The 17,397-nt window shown below is 66.3% G+C and carries 15 protein-coding genes and 1 pseudogene; 9 read left to right on the forward strand and 7 right to left on the reverse strand.

Features of this window, described 5'->3' with window-relative positions:
* Positions 1–454 (forward strand): TetR/AcrR family transcriptional regulator C-terminal domain-containing protein (locus O5O54_RS17870; RefSeq protein WP_279483199.1); only part of this gene is annotated, 454 nt, incomplete at its 5' end.
* A gap of 48 nt (positions 455–502) precedes the next feature.
* Here O5O54_RS17870 and O5O54_RS17875 read toward each other — a convergent pair.
* A pseudogene (locus O5O54_RS17875) lies at positions 503–1,260 on the reverse strand (IS5 family transposase).
* Positions 1,261–1,400: 140 nt separating this feature from the next.
* Here O5O54_RS17875 and O5O54_RS17880 point away from each other — a divergent pair.
* Positions 1,401–2,158 (forward strand): IS5 family transposase gene (locus O5O54_RS17880; RefSeq protein WP_279483200.1). Its coding sequence is split into 2 segments (ribosomal slippage): positions 1,401–1,725 and positions 1,725–2,158, totalling 759 coding nucleotides; the frame shifts between segments, so codons are not numbered across the junction.
* 479 nt (positions 2,159–2,637) lie between these two features.
* Here the strand turns inward: O5O54_RS17880 and O5O54_RS17885 are convergent.
* Positions 2,638–2,835, reverse strand: coding sequence for a hypothetical protein (locus tag O5O54_RS17885; protein WP_279483201.1), 198 nt, complete (start codon positions 2,833–2,835; stop codon positions 2,638–2,640).
* Positions 2,836–2,997: 162 nt separating this feature from the next.
* Here O5O54_RS17885 and O5O54_RS17890 point away from each other — a divergent pair, with 162 nt between their 5' ends.
* Entirely contained in the window at positions 2,998–4,692 is a 1,695-nt protein-coding gene (locus tag O5O54_RS17890) for a hypothetical protein (RefSeq protein ID WP_279483202.1), read from the forward strand.
* A gap of 241 nt (positions 4,693–4,933) precedes the next feature.
* Positions 4,934–5,167 (forward strand): hypothetical protein, encoded by a 234-nt coding sequence (locus tag O5O54_RS17895; RefSeq protein ID WP_279483203.1) that lies wholly within the window; start codon positions 4,934–4,936, stop codon positions 5,165–5,167.
* A 6-nt stretch (positions 5,168–5,173) separates the two neighbouring features.
* On the opposite strand, the gene O5O54_RS17900 is transcribed toward O5O54_RS17895, so the two are convergent.
* Positions 5,174–6,142 (reverse strand): hypothetical protein, encoded by a 969-nt coding sequence (locus tag O5O54_RS17900; RefSeq protein ID WP_279483204.1) that lies wholly within the window; start codon positions 6,140–6,142, stop codon positions 5,174–5,176.
* 271 nt (positions 6,143–6,413) lie between these two features.
* On the opposite strand from O5O54_RS17900, the gene O5O54_RS17905 reads away from it, so the two are divergent.
* From O5O54_RS17905 to O5O54_RS17925, 5 genes are all read left to right on the forward strand, one after another.
* Positions 6,414–6,650, forward strand: coding sequence for a hypothetical protein (locus O5O54_RS17905; protein WP_279483205.1), 237 nt, complete (start codon positions 6,414–6,416; stop codon positions 6,648–6,650).
* A gap of 52 nt (positions 6,651–6,702) precedes the next feature.
* Positions 6,703–10,473, forward strand: a complete 3,771-nt coding sequence (locus O5O54_RS17910) for a hypothetical protein (RefSeq protein ID WP_279483206.1) — start codon at positions 6,703–6,705, stop codon at positions 10,471–10,473.
* Position 10,474: 1 nt separating this feature from the next.
* The gene (locus tag O5O54_RS17915) at positions 10,475–13,231 is read left to right on the forward strand and encodes a hypothetical protein (RefSeq protein ID WP_279483207.1); all 2,757 of its coding nucleotides are present in this window, start codon (positions 10,475–10,477) and stop codon (positions 13,229–13,231) included.
* A 12-nt stretch (positions 13,232–13,243) separates the two neighbouring features.
* A complete protein-coding gene (locus O5O54_RS17920; RefSeq protein WP_279483208.1) occupies positions 13,244–13,681 on the forward strand; it encodes a hypothetical protein in 438 nt (145 codons plus the stop codon).
* Between the two features lie 220 nt (positions 13,682–13,901).
* A complete protein-coding gene (locus tag O5O54_RS17925; protein ID WP_279483209.1) occupies positions 13,902–14,732 on the forward strand; it encodes a phage regulatory protein/antirepressor Ant in 831 nt (276 codons plus the stop codon).
* 52 nt (positions 14,733–14,784) lie between these two features.
* Here O5O54_RS17925 and O5O54_RS17930 read toward each other — a convergent pair whose 3' ends face one another.
* Genes O5O54_RS17930 through O5O54_RS17945 form a run of 4 tightly spaced genes read right to left on the reverse strand, consistent with a single transcriptional unit; the run spans position 14,785 to position 17,349 of the window.
* Entirely contained in the window at positions 14,785–15,171 is a 387-nt protein-coding gene (locus tag O5O54_RS17930; protein WP_279483210.1) for a hypothetical protein, read from the reverse strand.
* 29 nt (positions 15,172–15,200) lie between these two features.
* On the reverse strand, positions 15,201–15,527 hold the full coding sequence (locus O5O54_RS17935; protein WP_279483211.1) for a hypothetical protein: 327 nt from the start codon (positions 15,525–15,527) through the stop codon (positions 15,201–15,203).
* Positions 15,524–16,348: a metallophosphoesterase gene (locus O5O54_RS17940; RefSeq protein WP_279483212.1), complete on the reverse strand. Its 825-nt coding sequence runs from the start codon at positions 16,346–16,348 to the stop codon at positions 15,524–15,526. Before O5O54_RS17940 ends, O5O54_RS17935 begins: the two co-directional genes overlap by 4 nt.
* Positions 16,348–17,349 (reverse strand): metallophosphoesterase, encoded by a 1,002-nt coding sequence (locus tag O5O54_RS17945; RefSeq protein ID WP_279483213.1) that lies wholly within the window; start codon positions 17,347–17,349, stop codon positions 16,348–16,350. Before O5O54_RS17945 ends, O5O54_RS17940 begins: the two co-directional genes overlap by 1 nt.
* Between the last annotated feature and the right edge of the window lie 48 nt (positions 17,350–17,397).

Genomic DNA, 17,397 nt, shown 5'->3' on the forward strand with positions numbered 1-17,397 from the left:
CGGTCTCTTCCGCGCCACGGTCGGCAGCGTCCTCGGCGAATTCCTGTCTGAGGCCCAGCCGAGGATCGTGAGGAACGATGGTGAGGACATCGAGGCCTACCTGAACCGGATCGCGCTCGACCTCATCGGCTCCGCCATTCGGGAGGACATCGTGGCTCTCGACCGACTGATGGTCTCGATGATCCCGAAGTTTCCCAACTTGATGAAGACCTACGAGGAGGCGCGTCGCTCGGTGGCCGATCTGATCGTCCCCGTCGTAGCCGAGGCGCAGCGATGTGGGGAACTCCGGGCGGCCGATCCTCAGACCGTCGTGGACCAGTTCCTGGATTTCGTTGTTACGGAGCGGATGAGGGCGGCGAGCTTCGGTCTGAAGCCCCATCACATCACCGACTCCGACCGATCCATCACGCGCAAACGTGTCGTGGTATTTCTCTGTGGCTATCGTCCCAGATGAGACGGCAGATCTCATCTGCATCGTGCCAGCGTCTGTTAGGTAGGGGACTCACCCAAGCCATTGAGTGACCGTCGCGATCAGGGCGATGGCGGCCAGATAGTTGACGGCGAGGCGGTCGTATCGGGTTGCGATCCGCTTCCAGTTCTTCAGCCTGCCGAACATGCGCTCGATGGTGTTGCGACGGCGATATGCCTTGCGGTTTAGCGGATAGGCGATATCGCGGGCGGCCCGCCCCGGAATGACGGGCTCGATCTCATGATGGAGGAGCTAGGTCCGCAGCTTGTCGGCATCGTAGGCTTTGTCCGCAATCAGCCGCTTCGTCGGTCTCATAGCCTCCAAGAGTGGAAGAGCCATGGAGATGTCGGCGATGTTGCCGGGCGTCAGGGCAAGGGCGACGATCCGGCCACCAGCATCGGCCAGACAATGGATATTTGTCGTTCGGCCGCCGCGCGAGGTGCCGACCGCTTGGGCAAACTCCCCCCTTTTCCGCCGGATGCTGAGCGGTGTGCTTTGACATGGGTGCTGTCGAGGCAAAGCTCGTCGGGTACAGCACCTGCGGCTGCGACCTCGGCAAAGATGCGCTGCCAGACGCCACGCCGTGCCCATCGCGTATAACGGTTGTAGATCGTCTTGGCTGGTCCGTACTCCGGCGGCACATCTCGCCAGCGGCCGCCGGTCTTCAGGATATGAAGGATTCCCGAGATGACCCGTCGGTCATCGACCCGCGGCTTGCCAGGCTGGTTTTTCGGCAGGTGCGGCTCCAACACCGCCCATGCCTCGTCCGACAACCAGAACAGATCGCGCATGATCGTCTCCATCCAAAAGACCCAATGCCGGATGGAATTTGCCAATCTTGGCAATATGTTGGTTGGGTCACCTACCTAGCGTCAGGACCCATTGATATGAGGCGCGCCGTCGGATTCAGGCTCTGTCCGGGGGACTGGATATGAGCGATCTATACTGGCTGACGGACGAGCAGATGGAACGGCTTCGTCCGTTCTTTCCCAAGAGCCATGGCAGGCCACGGGTCGATGACCGGCGGGTTCTCAGCGGCATCATCTTCGTCAACCGCAACGGTCTGCGCTGGCGCGATGCCCCAAAGGACTATGGTCCCGCAAAGACGCTGTACAACCGTTGGACGCGTTGGGGCGAGGCAGGCGTCTTCGTCCGGATGATGGAAGGTCTGGCAGCAGTCGGCGCCGATCCCAGGACCGTTATGATCGATGCGACCTACCTGAAGGCACACCGCACGGCATCGAGTCGTGCGGTCAAAAAGGGGGCCTTGGTCGCCTGATCGGCCGCACCAAGGGCGGCATGAACACCAAGCTTCACGCCGTCGCTGATACGAACGGACGGCCTTTGAGCTTCTTCCTGACCGCCGGGCCAGTGAGCGACGACACCGGGGCAGCCGCGCTGTTAGACGATCTGCCCAAGGCGCAGTGGCTGCTCGGCGATCGGGGCTACGATGCCGACTGGTTCCGGGACGCAGTGCAAGCCAAGGGCATCAAACCCTGCATCTCAGGGCGCAAGTCGCGCAACGCGCCGGTGCGCCACGATGAACGCCGCTACCGGCGACACAACCGAATCGAGATCATGTTCGGGCGGCTAAAGGACTGGCGCCGCGTCGCAACCCGCTACGACCGCTGTCCGACCGTCTTCTTCTCAGCCATCGCGCTCGCAGCCACCGTCCTGTTCTGGCTCTGAGCCATGAGCCCTGACCCTACGTCGACATCAAGGCAACGGCGGCCGCGCAGGTCGGCAACGTCCGCTTTGCCGCGGGCGCGTCGGCCCGTCTCGTCGGCTCGGCCTCCGGCATCGTCGTCATGTCCGAAACGGCAGGAGTGACCCGTGTCTGAGGTCCGCGACGCCACTCCTCTGAATCGGTTCGAGCTGACCCGCACCGGCGAGGGTGTCGGCATCTGGGCGGCCGTCGGCGTCAACGCGGTGCTCTCCAGCATCGACGAGGCGCTGGACGGCGCCGCCACCATCGCGACCGGCAGCATCGTTGCCAGGACCGGTTCGGCCGACGACCTGCGCCGGCGCGTATGGCACGTCGTTGGCGCCGCCCGAGAAGTGTTCGTGCCTGATTTCGCCGGGGTCCGGTTCGTCTCCTGCGACGCGGCAGGCGTCGTCCTGCGCACGTCGCGAAGCTTCGTCGAGCTGCCGGCCGGACTATCAACCGTTCAAATGGTCGACGGCACCATCAGGCGCGTCGTCGACCGGGATGCCATCGCCGTAGACGTGCCGACGGCGAACCCAGTGAAGCGGCGTACCGTCTCTCTCATGTCGACGCTGGCCGACGCGGTGCTGCCGGCACCGACGGCGGGCGACTGGATCGTGGTCTCGGCTGGCCCGAACGGCTCGACAATCAGCGGCCCCATCCAAAGCCGCATCCAACGCCGCGGTCTGGCGACGCTCGGTAGGACGCTGACCACGGGCGGCCGGCGGCTGGTCGCCTCCTTCTGGGACGGGAACACGACATCGATCCGTATCGGCGCCGGCCGGACTGCCCTGTTTGTCGCTTACGAGGGGACCTGGATCCAGTGCTGGGGCATTTCAAGACATTTCCGGGCGTCGTCACGGACGACACGCCGTACGCCTCCCAGGGCTTCGCGACTGCTTCGAACCACGTCAGATGGGTGGAGGGCAAAGCCGAGATGCGCGGCGGCTACGTCGACGCCACGCCGGGCTTCCTCTTGCCCGGCAAGACCCGCTCGCAACGGCAGTGGACGACGGTGCGCGGTCAAGCCTTGGCGGCGCTTGGCTGGACGGAAGGCCTCTTCGTTGTCGTCGAGAAGCGCGTCCACGACGTCACCCCTCTCCTCGCGCCCTTCGACGGCACGATCCAGGGATTGCGGGTCTTCGCACCCGGCCATGGCGTCCGGCCGGGCCAGCTCGTCCACGTCGTCGGCGGCGGCGTCGGCTCCAGTCTCGTCCTACCGCAGGATCCCTTCCGCACGGCGGCCGGCCTGTCGCAGGTCTTGGTGACAGCGGACGCACACGGCCTGCCCGACAACACGCTCCTGCGCATCTCCGGCGCTGCGCTCGTCGATGGCGAGAGCGTTAACGGACTGCGCACGGTCCTCGCGGCCGGTCCGGACACGCTCGTCCTGCATCTCGACGAGGTCGCGGCGGCTACGGTCTCAGCCGGCGGAACTCCGACAATCGATGCCTTTCAGGCGTGCCGCGTCGTCTCCGTCGACGGAGACGCCTTCATCGTCGATGCCGCCGGCAACGGACAGGTCATGGTCGTCCCGACCCTCCCGCCCGACCGTGAGGATGGCGTCCTTCCGGGTGGCTACGGCGTAGGGCCCTTCGGTGCGAACGTCAGCTACGACACCAGGGCCGCGTTCTTGCCCCGGGTGTGGGCCTTGGACACGTTCGGCGAGACGCTCGTGGCCGCGCCGATCGGCGGCGCGCTGTACCGTTGGGATCCGAATCCGTCGAAGCAGGCCGTCGTGGTACCGAACGCGCCGGCGCATATCGACTGGCTGTGCGTCACGGCGGAGCGCGTCCTGATGGCGTTCGGCTGCACGCACCTCGACGGGATCTACGACCCGCTCGCCGTCCGTTGGTGCAACGTCGGGGATTTCGATGCGTGGACGCCGTCGAGCGCCAACATCGCGGGGGACGACCGGTTCGGCCGAGGCTCCTACATCGTCGCGGGGTTCGCGACGGATGCCGGCGTCGTGGTCTGGACGGACACGGCCGTCTACGGCGGCGCCGCGACTGGCGACTCGTCGCAGTTCTATCGGTTCGACACAATCTCCGACAATTGCGGGCTCGTCAGCCCCAACGCCGTCGTCGTGCGCGCAGACGGCGAGTGCTGGTGGCTGGGACCGGGGAACGTGGTCTATGCCCTCGCCGGCGGAAAGCCCCACGAAGTCGACTGCCCCGTCACCTCGTGGATCACGGTCGACCCTGTGCAGGCCTACAAGGTGTTCGCCTGCACGGACTCGCGCTTCACCGCCGTCACCTTCTACGCCGGCGGCCGATACATTCGCTTGGACACGAAGGAGGCCGCGGCGGATCCTCGGCTTGGCTGGAGCGTCGGGACGCACGACATGACGACTTTCGGCGACCTTTCGGTCATGGGCTACGCCATGTCGGTGCGGGACGACGGGAAGGTCTGCCGCAGGACGTCGGCACCAGCTTCGACGGGGAGCCGATCGAGGCCTTCGTGCGCTTCGCGCCGTCGGAGCTCGCCGGCGAAGACGGCGACGGCGAGTTCTGTGTGAACTTGAACCGCGTCCACCTCGACTGTCGCCTGACCGGCGCGATCAAAGTGCGCGTCATCAGCAAGCGGTGGCCAGAGCATCCGGACAAGGTGAAGGGCCCGTGGGTCCTCACCCCTGAGAAGCTTCGGTTCGACCCCCGCGTCCAAGGCAGGCAATTCGCGCTCGAGGTCTATTCAGACGGGACGGCCGATGCGTGGCGCCTCGGCCTGCCCAGGGTGGACACGTCGCAAGGGCCGCGTCGATGAGGATTCCGAACCCGCCCAGGACGGGCATCGTAGCCATCGACCGCTTCCTCTCGGATCTGGTCGCGGCGCTGCGGAAGCCGGAACCGCAGACTTACCTGCCGACCGTGCCATGGAGTCGTGTTGGCACGGTCGGGGTTTCGACGCCGGGATACATGTTCCAGACGCCTGATCATCCGGACGGATACCGGATCGGTGTCACCACCGGCACCGATATCCGCTGGTTGGTCTAAGTCCGGTTACTCTGCAGCCTGCGCTGCAGCGCTCTCGTGCGTTTCCCCGACCACGTATGCCAGTTGGGTGTGGCGTTCGTGGAGAGCGAGAACGACAACGCCTTCGTGCTGGACGAAGTCCATGGCGAAATCCGGCACGGCTGGCCAGACGCGCCCGACCCTTCGAGCGTCGCGCTGGAAGTAGGCGATATCGGTGTCGAGAGCGTCCTGCCACATCTTCACCTTCTTCAGCAGCTTGTCCGCAGCCATCGAGGCCTCGATGGATGTCCCCGCAGTGGTGAGTCCGCCCGCCGGCTTGAAGACCCGTCCGTCGATCTCGATCATCGTGTTGATCGCCACCTTCCGAAGCTGGTTGCGCTCCTCCTCGGTGTAGTTGACCGCAAGCCCCTTCACCTCGTAGCCCGGCCCACCCTTGATCTCGTAGATCAGCTCCGCACCCGGCCATTCGTCGGCCAGGATCTTGAGGATGTGATCCCGATTGAAGTCCGCATGCGTCATCAGATCGAGGATGTATGCCGCGTCCGGAAGGAAGACGACGAAGAGCAGCGGTCCGTCGCGCTGAACGTAGCCGTCCGCCTGCATCGTGCGCGAGATGTGCAGGTGATGCACATGCCATTCGAGGAGCATGAGATCGAGATCGCGACGGCGATTGAGCTTCTGGACCGACCCTTCCCACACGACGTCGGTACGCGTGCTGAGATGCGGCTTCAGATCGTCCCCTCGTTCGATCTTCGCGATGAGGGCATCAAGGTCGTCCTTGCGTGCGATCGCGACGGAATTGGCGTCGAATGCCTTCGAGCGGAAGACTTTACGCGGCGTCGGATGGACGTGGCGGACCATCCAGTTGTGATAGACGATGAGGAGATCGCGAGCGTCCATCGCCTCCAGCTCGGCGCAGAGCTTCTGATCGTTTCGGTCGTAGGGGAGTCCGGTGAGAACCCATTGGCGGACGCATTCGTACAGATTCGTAGTCATGAAAAACCTCGTTGGTTATGTTTTGAATATGCCGTTCGGGGAGGTCGGTCGGTGACCGTAATGCGGTCCCGAGCGATCCGACCGGTCCCCTTTGGGCCAGAGGCCGGGGATGTCGAACGGTGCTTGCAATGTAGCATGTCCTCACCGTAATTGAAACACTTACTTCGCTTCGAGACAGCAACTCGCTTCGAGTTAGACCTCTCACCGAGTAGTTTCCCCGCATTGGGGGAATGCTGTGGGTCTGGACGAGATTTTCGCACGCGCTGACGCATTGCGCGCCGAACGAGGCGGCAGGTCCGACACGATCGCGACCTCCGTTCCCGTCGGCAGTTTCGTCGTGCCCGCAATGGACGTCGCGCAGATCGGCGGCGGCGACACGAGGACGGGTGGTGAGATCCTCGGCCTCGTCGGCGCGAGCGTGCCCGAGACACCGTCCGACGCTGCCTTCCAGGAAATTCGCATTTCTCGTGGCGAGCACGTGCTCCCGCCGGCCGCCGCCGAGGCGTAGGGCGAGGAAGGCCTCTGGGCTCTGATCGAAAGACTGAAGGGAGGCCGCTGACATGGCGACCGCAACGACCGCCTCCAGCTTCAAGTGGGAGGACTACGTCCCCGAGCTCATCGCGGGCCCGGCGACGAAGCAGAACACCACGGGAGCGACCTCCGGTACCGGGCAGACGCAGGAAGCGGGGTCGACGACGGATTCGCGTAGCTACACCGGTGGCTTCGAGAATCTGGCCGGTGGCATCGCTGCGGGTGCGAGCACGCTCCTTGGACAGTATCTGAGCCCGAACGGCCAGCCGCAGGTTCCCGGCGAGTACCAGAAGGCCGTCGACGCCGTTTCGGGCGTCACGACCAACGGCACGGTCGGCGCGCAGGGCTACGCGGACAAGCTCGGGCAGTTCACGCAGACCGGCAACGGACAGTGGCTCGGATCACTCGGCCAGGTCGACGTGCGCGACGTAGGTACCGGATCGTGGAACAAGGCCGCATACGACCAGTACGCCAACCCGTACCAGTCCGCCGTCTACGACACGCAGATGGCTGCGATCACAAAATCTCAGGCTGAGGAGAGGGCTGCCCTCGACGCCAAGCTCGCGAAGGCGCGCTCCTTCGGATCCCGCGGTCAGATCGCGTCGGGTCAGCTTGCGGCCGATCAGGCGTCGCTGAAGTCCGAGACCGGCGCCAAGCTGCTTTCCGATGGCTACGACAAGGCGTTCGCGGCCTTTACGAGCGACGCCGGCCGCAAGCTCGACGCCGATCGGGCGAACCAGACGGCGGACATTTCGCGCGAGCAGATCGAATCCGGCAACGCCTCGACGGCCATCACGGCGAACCAGAACGCCGACAAGATGCGGATTGAGCAGCTACAGAACTCGGTCGCGAACGAACTCTCCATCGCCAACTCGAAGATGTCGGCGGCCGAGCTCCTGGCGACCCTGTCGCAAGGCAAATTCGATATGGCTGTCAAGGCGTCCGGGCTTCCGCTCGAGCGTTTGACCGCGCTCGCCCAGGTCCTGAACGTCGGCACGACCACGTCGACTAAGACCAACGAATCGACGACGAACACAAAGAGCAACGAGCAGTCGAAGACCGCCCTCGAAAAGAGCACGCAGCAGGAAGGGCTGTCGGACGCGGAGAAAGAGGAACTCGAGAACGGCGGCGGCGGGACGACGACGCCGGGCGGCACTACGGGAGGCGGCACGACCACGCCCGGCGGGACGAACGGCGGCGGTGGAACGCTGCCGGACTACCAGCAGCCATACCCTGCTCCGACGAAGCCGTCGGGCGTGCCGGACAAGGCAGTCTGGACCCCTCCTCCGGCCGGTTCGCCGACCGGGACACAGGGCACGTGGAAGGCCCCGTCGACCGGCAACGTCTACAACCAGTCCGGCACCAAGATCACCACGGGCACGGGCCAGACGACCGTCGGCGGTCAGCCTCCGGGCTCGACCGAGCCGCAGCAGAAGCCTTCGACCGTCCCGCCGGGCGTCGTCTGGGATCCGACCGTCAACGGCTGGAAGAATCCCGGCACGGGAACGGTCTGGGGCACGGACGGCAAGGCATACGAACTGAAGGACGGTGCGTGGAAGCCGAAGGGCGATAACACGACGCCGGGCACCGGCACGCCTGGATCCACGACGACCCCTGCTCCGGAAGGCCCGCCCGCCGGCGTTCCGCCCGGATCCGTGCTCGATCCGGCTACGAACAGCTGGAAAGACCCGGCCGGCAACATGTACGACCCGAACACGGGTCAGCTGCGACCGACGACGACGCCTGTCGTCTCGGACGGCAGAGTCACGTTCGGCGTTTCCACTGGCGCATACCGGTCGGTCTACCCGAGCGGACAGCTCGCCGGAAAGACGATCGGCGGCGCCGATACCGTCATGACGGTCAATCCGGCCTCTCCGAAAGTCACCGAAACGATCGCAGCGCTGCAGCGCTACGGTTCGACGCCATATACGACCACTGGCGTGCAGGCGACCGGCTCGAACCTCGTCGAGCAGAGTTTCTCGTTCCCGATGCCCGATGGGACCACGGGCGACAAGGGATCGCTGATCCTCAAGAAAAACACGTCCACCGGGACGTACGGCATCCTGCTGCCGTACGACGTGCACGCTTTCGCGTCGACGCAGCAGAGCCAGCCGGTCGTGTCGTACGATCCGGCGACGAAGAAATTCTCGGTCAACAACGGGGGGCTGTATTCCGACAACGCGAATTTTCAGCTCGCCGATAACGACCCGGTGGCTGTCTTCGCACGCGCGTACATTGGCGTATTCGAGCAGGACATTTCGGGGGCAACGCAGGGTCCGGTGCAGCCGGGACAGGGATTCGCGGACGGAGGTCTCGTCGCGGGCGATCCCCTTGATCAGATCGCTGCGTCGTATCGGGAGGGCTTCGCGTCCGGCGGCCTCGTCGGCTACGGCTTCGACACGCTGTCGGCGCCCATGGACCCCGGCTACCTGCGCCAGATCGAGGCTTTCCGTCGTCGGCCGACGAAGCGGTCGGACCTCGCCACGATGGACCTGACCGCCGCCCTCGCCTCGCCCTCGACGCGCATCGATGCCGATGCCGCGCTGGAGAAAGGCCTCGGTACCTACGTCAACAGGGTGACGATGGACGGCGCGGCTCTGCTCGAGATCCCGGACGAGGTCACGAAGCCGGCCGCGAAGACCCCGGACTTCACGGCCTCGGACGAGCTGTTCGACCAGTCGAAGACGTTCCTGGACGATTCGGCCGACACGGTGACCGATCTCGGCGATATCGACCTCGGAAAGTTCTCGTTCGATCCTCTCGCGACGACGCGTCTCGGAGAAGGTACCGGCGACCAGCGGTACGACGCCCTGATGGCCCAGCTGGCGGCAAAGGAGAACAGCCCCTTCGCCGCGATCGGCAAGGGGTACATGGCCCGCCAGGCCCGCGATCTCGGCATCGCCGCGAAGCGGTTCGATGCGGACAAGGACGTCGCGACGTTCCAGGCTGACAAGCTGAAGTCCATCGCCTCGGCTGAGGCGGGCCTTTCGGCGAAGTCGGCCGAACTTGCCGGCGCGGACGTGGAGCGGCAGCTCGATCAGTCCTCGTACCAGGCCCGCCTGGACGCCCTTCTCCTCGAGCCCGAGGCGAAGCGTGCTCAGATCAGAGCAGCCGAAGCGACGGCTGCGGACGGCGACGCCGGTGGCCTGCAGACTGTCTGGGGCAAGGACGCGGACGGCAACCCCGTCGCGCTTCAGCAGACGAAGGATGGCAAGCTGCGCAGGCTGGAGACGCCGGACGGCGTCGCTCCGACCTCGCTCTACGAGAAGGCTTTCGAGACCGAGGGCGGGAAGAAGGCCGGCGGTATCGCCGCGCAGGCGATCGCCGACGCGCCGAAGTCAATCACGGCTGCCGACGCGATGATGGGGACGATCGACGGCATCCTAAACGACGCCAGCCTCGCGTCGGCGACCGGCCTCAGCGGGAAGGTCTTCGGCAACATCCCGGGGACCGCTACGTACGGCACCCGCCAGCGCATGAAGCAGCTCGAGGGTCAGGCCTTTTTGCAGGCTTTCGAAAGCCTGCGCGGTGGCGGCGCGATCACTGAGATCGAGGGCCTCAAGGCAACCCAGGCCATTGCTGCCCTCGACTCGGCGCAGAGCGAGGAGGACTACCGTCGTGCCCTGACCGGGCTGAAGGAAGTCCTTCTGGCCGGCCGCGCTCGTGCGCAGGCGAAGCTGGAGAACCGTCCGTTCGAGCACACAGGCAAGGCGCCAGCTGCCGGTGTCGCGCCCGCAGCTGGGCCCGACTTCTCGTCAATGAGCGACGAAGACCTCGAACGCATCGCGAGGGGTGGCTGACATGCAGATCACCGCAGAACAGGCACGTGCCGAACTCGCCCGTCGGCGCAATCCTGCGCCCACGGCGGATGCGGCTCACGTCGCGGCGCCGGCGATCACGGCCGACCAGGCCGCGGCCGAGCTGGCGCGTCGGAAGGAAGCGGCTGCGGCGGCGCAGGCGGAGCTCGATAAGCGCCGCATCGAGAATCCGCAGACGTTCCGCGACCGTCAGCTCGCGGCTTCCCACGAGGACCGCGGCACGCTCGACGCGCTTCAGCAGGGCATCATGCAGGGCGTGACCTTGGGGTTCGCGGACGAAATCGTCGGCGGCATGATGACGCCCGTCGAACTGGCGATCGGCGCGATCGGCGGCGAGGACGAGGGCAAGGACATCCTCACGCGCATCGCCGACTCCTACGGCCGCGGCGTCGCCACGCAGCGCGACGCGCTCGACACTGCACGGGAGAGCCACGGCACGGCGACGCTCCTGGGCGAAGTCGGCGGAGGCCTCGGCACGGCCGGTGCGACGGTCGCGAAGCTCGGTTTCTCGGGCGGAAGCCGTCTCGGGAAGATCGGCATCGGCGCGGCCGACGGATTGGCGCTCGGCGGCGCTTCCGGCTTCGGCGCCGGTGAAGGGCTGGAAGACAGCATCGAGCGTGCCGGCAACGGTGCCGTCCTCGGCCTCGGGCTGGGCGCGGCCGTGCCCGCCGCGGCGCCGCTTGTCGGCAAGGCGGTATCGGCCGGGAAGACGGCCGTCGCGCCGTTCACGAAGTCGGGCCAGGAGCGGCTGGCGGCGGAGAAGCTCGGCTCGGGCGCGTCCGACCTCGTCGGCCTGCGGGCGGCGCTCGCCTCACCGACGCCGGACCTCGTCCCGGGATCGGCTCCCACGACCTTCCAGCTCTCTGGCGATATGGGCGTCGGCTCCCTCGAGCGCGGCGCTGCGACCCGCAGCCCTGCGCCGTTCCAGGATCGCCGGGCGGAACAGAACGTCGCCCGTCTCGGCGCCCTAGTCGGCATCGAGACCGGTGGCGCGTCCGAGAAGGTCGCCGACGCGGCCAGGCGCGGCTTCGACGATCTCGGCCTGTCGACGCAGGCGGATCTGGACGCGGCGACGGCGACGGCTCGCCGGGCGACCGACGGCATCGGTCCGGGCGTCACGCCGGATGTCGCAGGCGACACCATGCGCAGCGGTCTGGAGGCGTCGAGGGCGACCGTGAAGACGGCCGAACGCGGCCTCTGGGACGCCGTCGACCCCGACGGAACGCTGACGCTCGGCCTGCCCGGCGTGCGCGCCCGCGCCGCCCAGGTGCAGAGATCGATGCCGAAGCTGGCGAAGCCTATGGAGGGCGAGGAGGCCGACATCTTCGCCTCGATCAAAGGCGTTGGCGACCAGGTCCCGTTCGCGGAGGCGCAGGCCCTGAAGGCCCGCATCGGCGCCGCCGGTCGGGCGGAGAGGATCGCGAAGGGCGAGTCGCCGGCGGACCGCCGCATCGGCCTGTTGGGATCCTCCCTCATGGACGACCTCGACAACGCGGCGTCCGGAGCGCCCTTCGCCGACGGCTCGCCACCGACGTTCGACGGAGCCGCCCGCGACCGTCTGACCGCTGCGTCCCGGGCGACGAAGGACCGCGTCGAGACGTTCGACAACGGGACGCTCGGCCCGATGCGCCACCGTCCCTCCCCGTCGTCTCCGTACGACATGCCTTCGAGCGCCGTGCCCGGCCGAATTTTCTCCGGTGATGCGACGTCGTTCGACGCCGTGAACACCTTCCGCAAGGCTGTCGGCGACCAGTCCGCACGGGACGCGCTTCAGGGCTACGCCGTCGATCGGCTCCGCAAGGAAGCCCCTTCGGCGGACGGGACGCTCGATCCGGCAAAGCTCGCGTCGTGGCGCACGAAACATGCCGACGCGCTCCGGGCCTTCCCGGAGCTCGATGCCAAGCTCGCGGACGCCGGCACTGCTTCGGCCGCGATGGCCGAGGTCGCCGCCGTTCGCACGAAGGCCCTCGCCGACTACGAGAAGGGAGTCCTCGGACGGCTGATGAAACTCGACGATCCAGACGACGTCTCGAAGACGGTCGGCGCGGTCTTCAACGCGCAGGACGCGACGGCAAGAATGCAGAAGATCGCCTCCGTCGTGACGGGAGACGCCGATGCCGCACAGGGCTTGCGCCGCGCCGTGGTCGACCACGTGAAGCGCCGCCTAATCTCGAACACGGAGGGAGCGACTTCGGGCGAGGCGCTGATCAAAAGCGATGCCTTCCAGTCGTTCGTGAAGAGGAACCGGTCGACCCTGAAGGCGGCCGGGTTCTCGGACAGCGAGATCAACACGTTCGGGGCCATCGCCGACGACATCAAGCGGAGCAACAGGTCTCTGACGGCCGTGAAGATTCCGGGCCAGTCGAACACGGCGCAAGACGTCGGCTCAGTTTTGAGCCGTGTTCTGCAGGCGTCGGGATCGAAAGGCGGCGGTCTCGGCCTCAGCGGCGTCGGCTTCCTCGCCGGCGGGCTTCCGGGCGCCGTCGCAGGCGGTCTCGCGGCCGGCGTCGCGAAGATGCTCTCGATCATGAAGCAGAACGGGCTGTCACGGGTGGAGGACATCCTCGAGGACGCGCTTCTCAATCCCGATCGCGCCAAGGTCCTGTTGCAGCGCCTCGATGCGAACCCCTCGCCCGTCGAGTGGGAGAAGATCGCCAACGCCTTCGCCCGGTCAGCCACGACGACCACGAACCTTGAGAGCGGCAGCAATCCCCTTTCCCGCGCACCGTTCCAGAACTGAGGAAACACGACGATGATGCCGTTCCAGTCCGCCCCGCAGATGCCGCCCACCGGCGGCACCGCATCTCCGCTCGCCGAGGCCCTCGCGAAGGAAGGTCTCATGGCGCCGATCCAGACCGCCTCGCCGGGCCCGGCCGCGATGCGCTCGGCCCCGCCGCTCGGCGCTGGCTTTATGCCTGCCCCCGCTCCGATGGGCGGGATGCCGGGTGCGATGCCTGGCATGCCGACGCCCGGGCAGCAGCAGCCGCAGCCGCCCGCCGGTGGGATGCCCTTCCAGCAGATGGGCGGGCCGAGCATGGGCGCCGGGATGCCGGGAAGCACGGGTCAGGCCGGCGCGATGGGGCCGAAGCCGGGCATGCCGTTCGCGGGCGCACCCGGGGGTCCCGCAGCCGCTCCGGGCGGTCCGGCGCCGACCGGAATGCAACCGCAACAGCGACCGCCTTTCGGCTGATTCTGCAGGGGCTTAGCTATCACGATAGGAACGATAACTGCTTATCGTTCACTTTCGGAGTACGACCTATACAGCCTGAAAAGCGCAATCATTTCAGGTGGTTGCGCTTGCCTTTCTCTGATCGAATCACGACAATGATGGGGTTCCGCAGACGCGGGACGGCCCGAGGCGGTGCGTCAACACCGGCATCTCGGGCCTGACCTCGAACTATGATGCGACCATGTCCGAAGCTTCCCAGATCATAACTCAGGAGCCCGCGGTTTACAGCCGTAGCGGCCGGGTTTTCACGAACTCCGAGGACCTCGCACGCTTCTTCAGGAAGAAGCACAAGGATGTCCTGAAGGCGATCGAGAATGCCCATTGCTCGGCCATCTTCCGTGAGCGCAATTTTGCGCCCACGGTGAATCGGCGGCAGATTGGTTCCCTCGTTCGCTCCATCCCCTCCGTCGAGATGACGAAGGAGGGGTTCTACTTCATCGCGATGGGCTTCACCGGCGACAAGGCGGCCGTCTTCAAGGAAGCGTACATCGCTCGCTTCAACGCCATGGAGGACGAGCTGCGGCAGCAGACAATCGTCGACCCGGTCGCCCTCCTGAACGATCCGGCCTTCCTCCGCTCGAAGCTGCTAGAATACAGCGGCGAGGTCATCGCTCTGAAGGCGGAGGTCGAGAAGAAAGACGTGGTGATCGCCGAGGCGGCGCCGAAGGTCGAGTTCCACGACACGGTCGCGAAGTCGGAGCGCGAGATGAACCTGTCGGACGTTGGCCGGCACATCGGCAAGGGGCCGAACGTGGGCATCCGCTGGATGGCGGAGAAGGGTCTCATCTACAAGAGGCACCACCGGGACAGCTGGAAGCCGTTCCAGCGCTACGTCGACCGCGGCTGGTTCAAGACGCGCATCGTGACGAACGGGGACTTCGATTTCTCTCAGACCGTCGTGACGACGAAGGGGCTGATCGGCATCGCCGCCCTCGCCGGCAAGGCGATCTCCAGGATCGACCTTTTCAACGCGACGGAAGCCTCGGGATCGGCCGTTGCCCGCCGCCACTGACCATTTGCAGAATCATGCATGACATCGGGTCTCCCCATTTTCGGGGAGACCCTTATTCGTCTCCGACGCTCTCGTAGATGCCTTTCGGCGCCAGCCCGGCGCAGGCTTCCCACGTCGACGAGATCGAGACCCGACCCGGATCGAGATCGAACACGGCGAACGCGTGCTCTTGCACTCGCCCGACCGCCACGCCCTCGACGACGGCCGGTCCCATCCGCGCCGCCCCGAGCTCTACCTCCGTCTCCAACTCGCACACCGGCGTCAGCGAGAAGTCCCGCGGGTCCGTCGCCGTCCACCGCAGATGCCAGCTGTCTCGCCCCGCCGGCAGCATCCGCAGCTCGCAGACCAGCTTCCCGCATTCGCGTTGGTAGTGCCCGGAGTACCTGTCCGCTGCCGCCGCCGGCGAAACGAGGGCGAGCGTCAGGGTGGCAAGAATCATCCGCATAGTCGTCTCCGTGATGTTGCAGCTCAGATTTCGATGTACGTCGTGACGATCGCGCTGCCTGTGTTCTCGACGCGTTCGACCCGCTGCAACGCTTCGTAGATGATCCAGATGACGCCGGGCACGCTCCGCAGCTCGCGGTAGCGCTCGGCTATATCGGCGGCGCTGTCCGTCGCCCCCCGGTCGAGGACCGCATCCGGCATGCGGCGCAGACGCTCTAGAAGATCTGCCCGATCAATCGCGCCGGCGGCGAAAAGATCGACCACGTCGCTGGGCAGGACGCCGGTCCCTGCGATTGATCGGTCGTAGCCGAGGGAAGCCGCCCGGCGCCGGATGTGCTCGTCCCGGCTCACGGCTTCGGCCCCTCGTTCTCCTGCGCTTCCTGGATCCGCGCACGCCAGTTCGGGTGATATTGGGGTTCGATGACGAGACGCGGGTCGAAAGTTGGGTTCTCGTCGCCATAGCCCTTGGGGTTCGCGACGACGCGGGTCCTGCCGATCCGGTAGTCGAACGAATTGTGGACGTGCCCGTGAATCCAAAGGTCCGGCCCGACCCGCACAATCAGGTCGGTGAGGTCCGAAGCGAACGCCGGGTTCATCACGTCGCCCTCGAACCGCGGATGAATCGACCGCGGGGTCGGGGCATGATGCGTGACGACGACGGTCGGCCCGTCGAACGGCTTCGCCAGCTCCTCCTCGAGCCAGATACGCGACGCCATGTGCAGCAGCCTCGCGTGCTCGGGCATGAAGCGGAGGACCCGACGGTTTTCGTCCGGTTCGGAGGACGCGATCATGCGGTGGTCGTTCAGGCCCAACCCGGCGATGTTCATCGCGTGCTCAAGGCTTGCCGGCCCGTAGAGCTCGTAGTCCGTCCAGAGGGTGCAGCCCAAGAACCGCGTGCCACCGAGGACGACGGAGCGGTTCTCGAGATGGTGGACGCCGGGTACAGGGTCAGGCGACGCGACGCGGGGCATGACGGTCCCATAGAATTCGTGGTTACCGGCGACGAAGACGACCGGCGCCTGGAAAGCATCGGCCAGCCACCGGAGCGAGACGGCCGGTGGGTTCGCGACATCGCCGGCGACCACGACGACGTCGCAGTCGACGACCGGCGGCAGCCAACCCTGCCCGAGGCGATGCTCGAGATGGAGATCCGAGAGAACGTGGAGCCGCATCAGACCCGCGGCCCCGTCGGTTCGTCGTCGAGCAGCCCGCCGGCGACCTCGACGGCCGCATCCGGGTGCTCGGCCGCCAGAGCCCGCAGGCGATCTTCCGTGGTCGGCCGAAGGGGGTTGATCGGGGGCGACACGCGGGACAGGAAAATGTCGGGGTGGTCGTGCGCGTGGTCGATCGTCGCCGCGTCGTAGCCGGGACGCGGCCCCGTTGCGACGTCGAGGACGAGGCCTGGATCGAAGAAGCTGTTCTCGATCGTCGGCTCCATCTTCGGCGACTGGTGGCGGACGACGTACCCCCGTGGGTTGCAGACGATACGGGTCCGGCCGAGCATATAATCGAGATTGTGATGGACGTGCCCGTGGATCCACAGATCCGGCTCGTAACGACGGATCAGATCGTCGAGGTCCGAGGCGTAGGCAGCGTCAACGGGCTCGTAGCAACGGCCGCCGTCGAGCGAACGACGGGTCGGCGCATGGTGCGTGATCACGACGGTCGGGCCGTCGAACGGGCTGGCAAGGACGGTCTCGATCGCCGCGAGCTGGCGCTCGTGCTCGTGGATGTAATGCCTGACGTGCCGGGTGTGCATGCGCCCCTGCCACCGGATGCGCCTCCAGTCCGTCATGAAGCGCATGAAGTCACGCTGCGACGAGTAGCCGTCGCCGTACGCCTCAAGGTCGGTCCATAGCGTCGCGCCGACGAACCGCACGCCGCTGATCTCAACGGACTCGCCATCGAGCACGCGGATGCGGTCGCCCGCCATGGTCTTGCGGCGGAATCGCTCGATCTCGTCGTTGAGGCTGCCTCCGTAGAAATCGTGGTTGCCCGCGACGACGAGCGTCGGAATGTCGACCGGGGCGTTGCGCTCGAGCCAGAGACGAGCCTGTCCCGAAAGCCTGCCGCCGATATCGCCGGCGATGACGCAGACGTCGGCTTCGATGCCGGGTTGCAGGGCGTAGGGGGAAACGTCGTTGTGGACGTCGCTCAAAATCCAGAGTCGCATGGTGTCCCGGCCTCCTGCCGATATTGGGTGTCTACGGCGCAGGATTCG

This window comes from Aureimonas sp. SK2 (assembly GCF_029813115.1).
Lineage (GTDB): Bacteria > Pseudomonadota > Alphaproteobacteria > Rhizobiales > Rhizobiaceae > Aureimonas.

Coding starts and splice junctions, on each gene's coding strand:
- O5O54_RS17885 (WP_279483201.1), bottom strand. CDS start 2,835: ATGGGGCCGCTGATTGTCGAGCCGTTCGGGCCAGCCGAGACCACGATC.
- O5O54_RS17895 (WP_279483203.1), top strand. CDS start 4,934: ATGAGGATTCCGAACCCGCCCAGGACGGGCATCGTAGCCATCGACCGC.
- O5O54_RS17900 (WP_279483204.1), bottom strand. CDS start 6,142: ATGACTACGAATCTGTACGAATGCGTCCGCCAATGGGTTCTCACCGGA.
- O5O54_RS17910 (WP_279483206.1), top strand. CDS start 6,703: ATGGCGACCGCAACGACCGCCTCCAGCTTCAAGTGGGAGGACTACGTC.
- O5O54_RS17915 (WP_279483207.1), top strand. CDS start 10,475: ATGCAGATCACCGCAGAACAGGCACGTGCCGAACTCGCCCGTCGGCGC.
- O5O54_RS17920 (WP_279483208.1), top strand. CDS start 13,244: ATGATGCCGTTCCAGTCCGCCCCGCAGATGCCGCCCACCGGCGGCACC.
- O5O54_RS17925 (WP_279483209.1), top strand. CDS start 13,902: ATGTCCGAAGCTTCCCAGATCATAACTCAGGAGCCCGCGGTTTACAGC.
- O5O54_RS17930 (WP_279483210.1), bottom strand. CDS start 15,171: ATGATTCTTGCCACCCTGACGCTCGCCCTCGTTTCGCCGGCGGCGGCA.
- O5O54_RS17940 (WP_279483212.1), bottom strand. CDS start 16,348: ATGCGGCTCCACGTTCTCTCGGATCTCCATCTCGAGCATCGCCTCGGG.
- O5O54_RS17945 (WP_279483213.1), bottom strand. CDS start 17,349: ATGCGACTCTGGATTTTGAGCGACGTCCACAACGACGTTTCCCCCTAC.